Source organism: uncultured Rothia sp., from assembly GCF_937976295.1.
Classification (GTDB): Bacteria; Actinomycetota; Actinomycetes; order Actinomycetales; family Micrococcaceae; genus Rothia.
In genome coordinates, this window is the sequence record NZ_CALJRY010000350.1 from 1 (window position 1) to 9,065 (window position 9,065).

6 protein-coding genes and 1 pseudogene are annotated in these 9,065 nt (G+C 59.8%); 3 read left to right on the forward strand and 4 right to left on the reverse strand.

Going from position 1 to position 9,065, the window contains the following annotated elements:
• From Q0216_RS09375 to Q0216_RS09385, 3 genes and pseudogenes are all read left to right on the forward strand, one after another.
• Positions 1–205, forward strand: a pseudogene (locus tag Q0216_RS09375) (ABC transporter); the annotation flags it as partial.
• A 104-nt stretch (positions 206–309) separates the two neighbouring features.
• A complete protein-coding gene (gene rsgA, locus Q0216_RS09380; protein ID WP_298594810.1) occupies positions 310–1,527 on the forward strand; it encodes a ribosome small subunit-dependent GTPase A in 1,218 nt (405 codons plus the stop codon).
• A gap of 244 nt (positions 1,528–1,771) precedes the next feature.
• Positions 1,772–3,949 carry a S9 family peptidase gene (locus Q0216_RS09385; protein ID WP_298594812.1) on the forward strand — a complete coding sequence of 726 codons (2,178 nt, stop codon included), beginning with the start codon at positions 1,772–1,774 and terminating at the stop codon, positions 3,947–3,949.
• 204 nt (positions 3,950–4,153) lie between these two features.
• Here the strand turns inward: Q0216_RS09385 and Q0216_RS09390 are convergent, their stop codons facing one another.
• From Q0216_RS09390 to Q0216_RS09405, 4 genes are all read right to left on the reverse strand, one after another.
• Positions 4,154–6,202 carry an ATP-binding cassette domain-containing protein gene (locus Q0216_RS09390; protein ID WP_298594814.1) on the reverse strand — a complete coding sequence of 683 codons (2,049 nt, stop codon included), beginning with the start codon at positions 6,200–6,202 and terminating at the stop codon, positions 4,154–4,156.
• Positions 6,203–6,211: 9 nt separating this feature from the next.
• Complete coding sequence (locus tag Q0216_RS09395; RefSeq protein WP_298594816.1) at positions 6,212–7,402, reverse strand: secretion protein HlyD; 1,191 nt, start codon at positions 7,400–7,402, stop codon at positions 6,212–6,214.
• Positions 7,403–7,598: 196 nt separating this feature from the next.
• Positions 7,599–8,435, reverse strand: coding sequence for a chromosome partitioning protein ParA (locus Q0216_RS09400; RefSeq protein ID WP_298594818.1), 837 nt, complete (start codon positions 8,433–8,435; stop codon positions 7,599–7,601).
• A 2-nt stretch (positions 8,436–8,437) separates the two neighbouring features.
• The gene (locus Q0216_RS09405) at positions 8,438–8,824 is read right to left on the reverse strand and encodes a peptidase inhibitor family I36 protein (protein WP_298594820.1); all 387 of its coding nucleotides are present in this window, start codon (positions 8,822–8,824) and stop codon (positions 8,438–8,440) included.
• Positions 8,825–9,065 lie beyond the last annotated feature (241 nt).

A 9,065-nucleotide genomic window follows, 5' to 3' on the forward strand; every position in this document is an offset into this window, starting at 1 on the left:
ATGGCTGTGTTCCTGGGTTCCGGGGTCCCGGCTGGTGCAGGTTTTAGATGCCTCTGGCAGTATTGCGAGCAGCACTACCCCGAATCTCTTCGCGCTCCTGGCGACGGACGCGGCGCTGGCGGTACTCTACGCCGCAATCGGGTTGGGGCTGACGTATCTTGCTGCCCGCCGCATCCGTGCCGGCGCCCGCGCCTCACTACTATGAGGGTGTGAAACCCAAAAAGAACGAACCTTTTAAACGCCCTCTCCCCAGCGCGCTATCCGGGCACAACAACCAACCGGGCGCCGCAACCACGAAAGACTATTCCTGTGACTACTCCTCCCGCCGCGTACAAGCTAGAGACCCTCGGTTTCGACCCCTCCTGGCAGGGCTCAGCAATCCGCACTGCATTCACCCTCGACGGCACGCTTGATGATTTCACCCTCGCCCGTGTCAGCGCCGTGCACCGCACCCGCTGCGAGCTGCTGACCTGCGAGCAGGGTGAGCTCATTAAGCTTTCCGCTCCGCTGCGTCCGGTTGAGAACGACTACGGCGAAGAAGAGTACCCCGTCGTCGGCGACTGGGTACTCACCCAGCCCATCCCTGGAACCGGTAGCAATAGCCAGCCCTCGGAGCACAAACCCCTCGCGATACTGCCCCGGCGAAGCTACCTCACCCGACCCAGCGCCACCCGAGAATCCGCGGATCAGCCTGTCGCCGCCAACGTGGATATGCTCTGCATCGTTGAGCCCTGCTTCCCCGAGCCGTCCATTGGGCGAATTGAACGCTACACCGCCCTAGCGCACGCTTCCGGGGTGCAGGTCGCGCTGATTCTCACCAAGGGTGACCTGGTAACGGCCGAACAGCTCACCAACTACAGGGATTCCCTCGCAGGTGGTGTGGATGCGGTACTCGCCGTCTGCACGGACAACGGCTACGACCCTGCCCCGGTGGCGGAGCTTGTCGCCGGACGCACCGCCGCGTTCCTGGGCCGTAGCGGCGCAGGAAAATCCACCCTGGTCAACGCCCTGCTCAACCCCGGAGTTGACCCCCGCGAAGACAGCGCAGAGAACCGGGTACAAGCCACCTCCTCGGTTCGCGATGCTGACGGCAAGGGACGCCACACCACCACCAGCCGCCAAATGATCGTTCTGCCCGGTACAGAAGACTCCAGCACAGAAGACTCCCGTGCAGATTCCTCAGCTGGCACGGTGCTGATTGACACCCCGGGCGTGCGAGCCCTCGCCGCCACAAGCGATAGCGCAGCGATTGACGAAACCTTCGACGACGTCTCCAGCTATGCCGCCGCCTGCCGGTACAGCGACTGCTCCCACGGCTCCGAACCCGGATGCGCGGTGCAACAGGCTCTCGCTGACGGTGCCCTCGACCCCGAACGCTTCGAACGCTACCGCAGGATGATGGCAGAATCCGCGCGCCTGCGCCTGCGGTCTCAGGAGCGCGAATACCGGCAGAGTAACCGTGCCTTCACGAAGGCGAATAAGGCGGGTCGCCGCACCCTCATGTCCATTAAGGGGCGCGCCAACTAGCCGCTGAACGCACATGTCCCGGCGAGGCTCCAGTGCAGAAGGCTCCGGCGAGGCTTCCACAAGCTGAGCCGGGCAATCCAGCACAGACGGCAATACAGTAGCCTGCCTCACTCTTCGATACACTAGAACTAGGCGTGCCCACACTCCCCCGCGCACCCTTACCGCCACCCCGGCGGCACAGGAACGCGGGCGCAGGCGGCACACACCATTCACAAACCCATAACTCAATGAAAGAGGTGGCAGCATGGCTGAACAGAACCTCACCCCGCCCGTACCGAAGAAGGTCGAGCACCGCCGCGAACACCACGGCGACGTCTTCATCGACCCCTACGAATGGCTCCGCGACAAGGAAAGCGAAGAGGTCCTCAACTACCTCAAGGCAGAAGCCGAATACACCGAAGCTGTCACCGCAGACCAGCAGCCCCTCCGCGAATCCATCTTCAACGAAATCAAGGACCGCACCCTGCTGTCGGATCTGACCGTCCCGAACCGTATCGGTGACTGGTGGTACTACAGCCGCATGGTGCCCGGCGGCCAGTACCCCGTCTTCTACCGCTACCCCGCCCTGCACGAAGGCGACGAGGTGGTGCGCTACACCCCGCCGACCGTCACCCCCGGCGAAGTACTCGAGGGTGAAGTCGTTATCCTCGACTGCAACGAATACGCCAAGGACATGGAGTTCTTCTCCCTCGGCAGCTTCCAGCCTGCACGTAACGGCAAGCTGCTGAGCATCTCCGTGGACGAGAAGGGCGACGAACGCTACGAGCAGCGCTTCCTCAACATGGAAACCGGTTCCTTCCTCGAAGACACCATCCCCAACATTGCGGCGGGTTCCTTCTTCATCAACCACGCCGAGCAGCTCATCTACCTCGTCCCCGACGAGTCGTGGCGCCCCTGGCGTGTCTACGTGCACGACGTCGGACAGGACACCGAAGACCACCTGATCTACGAGGAGCCGGACAACACCATGTGGCTCGGCGCCGCCATGAGCTCCGACCGTTCCTCCGTGGTCATTACCAGCTCGAATTCCGAGTACACGGAGGTGCGCCTCATCCCCACCCGCGAACCCAAGGGCGAGCCGACCCTGCTCATCCCCAAGAGCGCGGGCATCGAATACTACGCCGAGCCGCTCAACATTGCCGGCGAGCAGCACCTGCTGATTCAGCACGACTACAATGCGCTGAATTCCGAACTGGTCCTCGCAGACATGCCGCGCGAAGGTGAAAGCCTCGACGAGTACGCGCAGCGTTGGGTGCCGGTCATCCGCCACAGCGAGCACGTGCGATTGGAGGGCTTCACCTTCACCGCAACGCACCTGGTCGTCACCGCCCGCGCAGACACCACCACCCGCATCTTCCTCGCACCGCGTGAGCAGCTGCCCATCCAGTGGCGCCGCCGCCGCCCCGCCGGCGTGACCTTCATGGAACCTGCCGGCTTCGACGAGGAACTGTACACCGCCTCCGTGCTGCGTGCGGAGAACTACTCCCCCGTGCTGCGCATCGCCTACACCTCGTTCCTGACTCCGCGCCGCGTCTACGATTACTTCCCCATGTCGCAGACCCTGCTGCTGCGTCGTGAAACCCCGGTGCTCGGCGGCTACAACCGCGAGGACTACCGTGCCTACCGCGACTGGGCACCGGCGGCGGACGGCACGCTCATCCCGATCTCGGTGATTCACCGCGCTGACCTGGATATGAGCGTCGGCCACCCGGTCATCCAGTACGGTTACGGCTCGTACGAGTCGTCCATGGACCCGATGTTCTCCATCCCGATGCTGTCGATTCTGGACCGCGGCGTCATCTACGTCATCGCGCATATTCGCGGCGGCGGCGAGATGGGCCGCTCCTGGTACCAGAACGGCAAGAAGCTCGCGAAGAAGAACACCTTCACCGACTTCGTGGACGTCACCAGCTACATTGCGGCAAAGCCGTGGGCTGATGAGGCGCGTATCGGCTGCTACGGCGGTAGCGCCGGCGGTCTGCTCATGGGTGCTGTGCTGAACCTCGCCCCCGAAAAGTACGCCGCCTGCCTGGCAGCCGTACCGTTCGTGGATGCGCTGACCACCATCCTCGACCCGGAGCTGCCGCTGTCGGCGATGGAGTGGGAAGAGTGGGGCAACCCGATTGAGGACCCGGAAGTGTACGCCTACATGAAGTCGTACACCCCGTACGAGAACATCCGCCCGGTCCGCTACCCGGCGATTGCTGCGGTGACGAGCCTGCACGACACCCGCGTGCTCTACGTGGAGCCTGCGAAGTGGATTGCGGCGCTGCGTGAGCAGATTGACCCGTCGTCGCCGGTGCCGCTGCTGAAGATTGATATGTCGGGCGGTCACGGTGGTGGTTCGGGCCGGTATACGCGTTGGCGTGAGATCGCGTGGGATTACGCATTCCTTATGAGCAACCTCGGCGTTACTGAGTAGACTAAGGCACGCCAACCGCGTATTAAATAGAACGCTCCGTCTGTATCTGAGTGATACGGACGGAGCGTTCTTCGTTTATGTAGGTTGCTCTGTTCGAGGGACGGTGCTCGTCCTCGTTCCTACAGGGAACCCGCCCTCGCTCCGCTTCGGGCACCCTGATGTCACATTCGGACGACACAGCCCCTCAACACCTACTCAACGCGACTAGCCTGCCGCCAGGGTCTGTGCCGGATCAATACGCGAAGCCTTCGCCGCCGGGTACAGACCAGCCAACACACCAACCAGCGCACCAGCACCGAGACCCAGCAGAATAGTGTCGGCACTAATAATCGGCGTCCAACGGTTCATCAAAGACACAATCGAGATGCCGTTAACCGCCAGCACAATACCAGCCACAGCGCCCAGGATGCCGGTCAGCAGCGCTTCCGCCGAGAACTGCAGCAGAATACCCGAAGGGCGCATACCAATAGCCAGACGCAAACCAACCTCACGGCGACGCTCCATCACCGCAACCAGGAACGTGTTCATAATGCCCATCGCGCCAATCACGAGGGTAATAACGCTCATGGCTAGAAGCATGGTGCGTTGCTGCTGGTCGACTGCCTCACGAAGAGTTTTCGGCTCCGGCGGAATGCTCACGCTATACAGGGTGGGACGTTCCGGCGAGAGCGCGTACGGTGCTTCCTCCGCAATCTGGTTTGCGGCACCGGCAACAGTACTCACCACAATCTGAGTGGAACGCTTACCCGTCTGTGCCGCCGCGGCACCGCCACCGGCAGCGGGCTGTGCTTCTTCAGCATCGGCACCGGGCTTCGCTCCAAGAGGCAAGTAGACCGAACCGTACGACAAAGTCAGCGAGGGGTTCTCCCGCACCACACCGATGACGGTGTACGGCTCATCGCGAATATAGACCGTAACTCCGGGGCTGTAGGGTAGCGCGAGCTGACGCATCACGCTTTCACTGAGCACCACAACCTTATCGTTCCGCTCCACGTGCCCCTCATCGAAGGTGCGACCCCACACCAGCTCGTGACCCTGCACGCTAAAGATGCTGGGGGTTGCCGCAAGGACGGCAGCCGTCACGTTAGCGCCGCGCTCGCCAAAATTGTCTGGGCCGCGCTGAACATCGGCGGATTCATACAGCTGATCCACCAGCGCGGTACCGGTCACTCCGTTCAGTTGGCTAACACGCCGGTAGTTCTCACTTGCCGCCAGGCTCAATAGTTCAGCCCGGCTCATGGGCTCAGTTCGGGTCGAGCTTACCGTCAGGTACTTAGCCCTAAAAATGTCGAAGCTGTCAGCCAGCTGCCCAGAAATGGTGGCGGTCAGACCAACGGTCAGCACGAGCGAGGCGATACCCAGAACCACGCCAAGCATGGTGAAGATATTACGCCTCACCCGGTGGACGGTAGCGTCCCAGGCTTCCTTGAGGGACGCGAGTGCCCAGGGCGCACGACCACGCCCCTGCGGCTTAGATGCTTGTCCCTCAGCAAAGCTAAGCTGATTCAGAGACGCTCGAACGGTCGTTTCTTCCTGACTCGGTGCCTTCTGCTCGATGAGCTGCCCCTCGTGCATGCGTAGCACCCGGTCGCAGTGCTCCGCCACGAGCGGGTCGTGGGTAATCACGATCGTGCTTTGCTGCTCCCCTGTACATTCACGGAGCAGGTCAATCACTTCGCGGGTGAGCTCTTCATCCAGCGAGCCGGTCGGCTCGTCACAGAGCAGCAAGGCGGGTTCTCCAATGAGCGCACGAGCAATAGCCACACGCTGTTTTTCGCCGCCGGAGAGAGTGGTGATGGGTGCATCCGTGCGGTGGCTCAACCCCAGCAGGGCGAGAGTATCTTCAACACGTTGCGTTCGTTCCGCTTTGGGAACACCACGGTAGATGAGCGGTAGCTCAACGTTGCGGTACACGTTCTTATGTTCGATGAGGTGGAACGCCTGGAAGACGAAACCGATGCTGTCTAGGCGCGCTTCAGCTCGCTGTGCCGCGTTGAAGGTTGCGGTGTCTGTACCGTCCAGCAGGTAGCTGCCGGAAGCGGGCGTGCTGAGCAGGCCGAGGATGTTCAGCAGGGTTGATTTGCCGCTGCCGGACGGTCCCAGGATGGCGACGACTTCTCCGTAGCGGACTTTCAGGTCAATATTTTTGAGCACGTCAATTCGAGTGTCACCCTGCATAAAGTGCTGGGACACTCCCTGAATATCGACGCTATAGGCTGGTGGGTGCGCGTGAGCGGCGCGGGAGTCAGTCATGGCTACTCCCTACTTTTTCTCGCGCATGATTTTGACGCTGTCACCTTCGTGCAGGTCACCGGTGACGGCGTTCTTGCCGTTGGCGTTGCTGATGACGGTAACGGTTACCTCGCGTTCTTCACGTGCCTTCGATCCGTTGGAGCTTTCGGGGCCGAGCACGATGACTCGGGTCTGTCCGTCACGGGTGTAGAGCGCCGATGAGGGCACGACCAGATGCGCTTCGGGGGTTTCTTCGAGGGTGAGTTCCGCATTGACGGCGCCTCGGAGGCTGTCCGCCTTATCCCCTACGTCGAGGGTGAGGATGCGTTCCCCTTCCGTGCTTCCTGCCGCACCGGCTGCGCCGTTGAGATTGGAGCCAGCCGCGCCTTCTGCGCCATTGGCCTGGCGACCGGCCTGGCTGTTGCCTGCGGCACCGGCGGCTTCGGAGGTGTTCTTGTAACCGAGGGTTGCAATGTACTCAGTATCACCGAGGGAGGGCACGGTTACCTTCTGGCCGCTACGGGCTTCGGGGGTGAGCCTGCCGGTGGTTCCGGTGCAGCTGAGGGTCTTGCTACCTTCTGCAATGGTGGCTACGGGGCCGTCTGCGATGGCGCCGGTTGCGCGGGGGTTGCCGGTGACGAGCCCGGCACGGTTGATGATGAGGAAGTAGCGGGCGGGAATGGGCTGGTCAGTTTTCACGTGCGCGTAGCCGAGGCTGTCGAGGAGGTTGTTGAGAGCCTCGTAGGTGTCTTCGGTGATGCGCGCGGGCTGCGGGCCCTGACGTCCCATGGCGGTCAGTGCCTCGTTGAGGAGTGCGGCGTCGGGGCCGCTGTCGTCGAGTTTGAGGTCGCGGTAGAGCGCGAAGCCGCCGGTGAGGGTGATAAGAGGTTCACCGTTGACTTCCGCGATGAGGGTACCGTTGCCGACGGTGTCACCGTGTTTGATGGTGATTGCGGTGTACTGTCCTTCGCCGCTGTAGCGTAGCGGGGTTGAGGTGGCGTAGTTCGCGGTGCAGGTCAGGGGCACGGTGGTGCGCAGTTTCTCGCGGGTGACCGTGGCGGTGATGGTGGAGGGGTCCGGGGGTGCCGCTTCCGCATCTTTTTGGGCAGTGGTTTTGATGTTTTGGGCGCTGATGAGCGTACCCACGGTGATGATGAGAAGCAGGGCGATAATGCCGTAGAGCCAGAGCGTTTTCTTCTGACGGTTGGGGGTGGCGCTCATGGTGTCCCTTCTTTGGGTGCGCGTACGGGAACGATATTGTCTGTGCCGTTTGGGCTTAGGCGGCGATGCCGTTTGGGGTTAGTTTGTGCCCGGCACGGGGATACGTGCCGGGCACAATACGCTGTGACGAGGTGTAGCTGTTGTAGCTACTCTATACGCCTGTTCGTGGTTAGTCCGGTCTGATTAGTCCGGAGGATTAGCCCAGAATCTTTCGGGCGTTCTCTTCAGCAGTTTTCTTGGCGGTGGTCACCTGCTCGATGAGGCCCTGCTCCTTTTCGAGGAACGTGGTCATATAGGCATCTAGTACCTGGCCAGTTTTTTCCTCGAAGTTAATTTTTTCGCGACACGTTGCATCATCAATCGCAGTTTGCTGTTCAGTGGGCGTTCCCCGAACAGCGTCATATGCAATATCTGAACTTGAATAGGTATACCCACGTTCAGCCATACAACGTGCCCATTCCTCGTCCAGTGACGAGTATGCTCCGTTAGATACAGAAGCACGAATATAGGGCAGTAGTTTCTTGGTAACTTCTTCCTGCGTCCCTGCCAAAGTTTCAGAGCCATATAGTTTCAGCTCAGCTTCTTCCCGACAGCCGCCCTTTCCGTTATCTCCGTAATATGCTTTTCCTTCTTGCTCTGTCATGTTTATCGAGCCTTCCAAAGAAGCATAACGAGACGGAGGGGTAGGGCTGGGATAGCCAGAATTTCTAGCATATTCCACGCTTAGAGGCTGCGGAGAAAGCAAGTTCCTTACAGGAAACGTTTCAACCATGTAATAGGTCTTCCTGTCAGGGTAACCCTTGGATACCATACATTCTGATGCAAGACGCTGATAAGCGCGCTCAACATTATCAGAAGTGGAAATCATTGAATCCACTTTTTCAGTAGCCTGTGTGTCAACACTGGCAGCAGCAGAAATATTTTGTTGAGCATTTGAAGACGGAGTTGCTTGCGTTGAGCTAGTGCCCCCAGCGCAACCTGCAAGAAGGAATCCGATAGAAAGGAAAACGCCGGGGGCCCATAGCTTTTTCATTCTTATCCCCACATAACGAAGTCAACACGATCGTTGAAGTTATCGTGGGTCAAGTCGGTACCGCGATACTGAGGAGGAAGGTAAGAACCACGTACCAGACGTCCGTTAGACCATTCACCGAGCCATTCAGCACGGTAGTTATTCGCATTCATCCACGAGGAACCGCGGTCATGCATATACTCAGAAACATTGGCGTACGAGTAGTAACCGCTAATAGTGTCCTTGACACCATGAAAATCGGAATGCTCCCAGATGCAGACATGGCTAGCAGGGCAATTCCAAACACCCGGATAGTCAGTAGCCTGAGCTGCCGGGGCAACAGCAACGATGCTGCCAGCACTCGCGGCAAGCACAGTAGCACTTGCCAAAACCTTCTTCAGAGACATCATAGTCCTCCTTGTTAGATAATCCATTTAGCATGGAAATTCGAAGATACAGAACTTCAGCAACAATAACTTGCTGAACACTGTTCTTGGATTATAGATAGTTTTAAACACCCAAGTCAATAGCTTTTTTCTCGTAAGGGTAATTTTATTCAGAACTAACGGCAACGTTTTATCAATTATGGGGAGTCACGCCGCATATTTCCTCCGCGCCTACGCAGGGGCACCCGTCACCCGGACGCTCCGC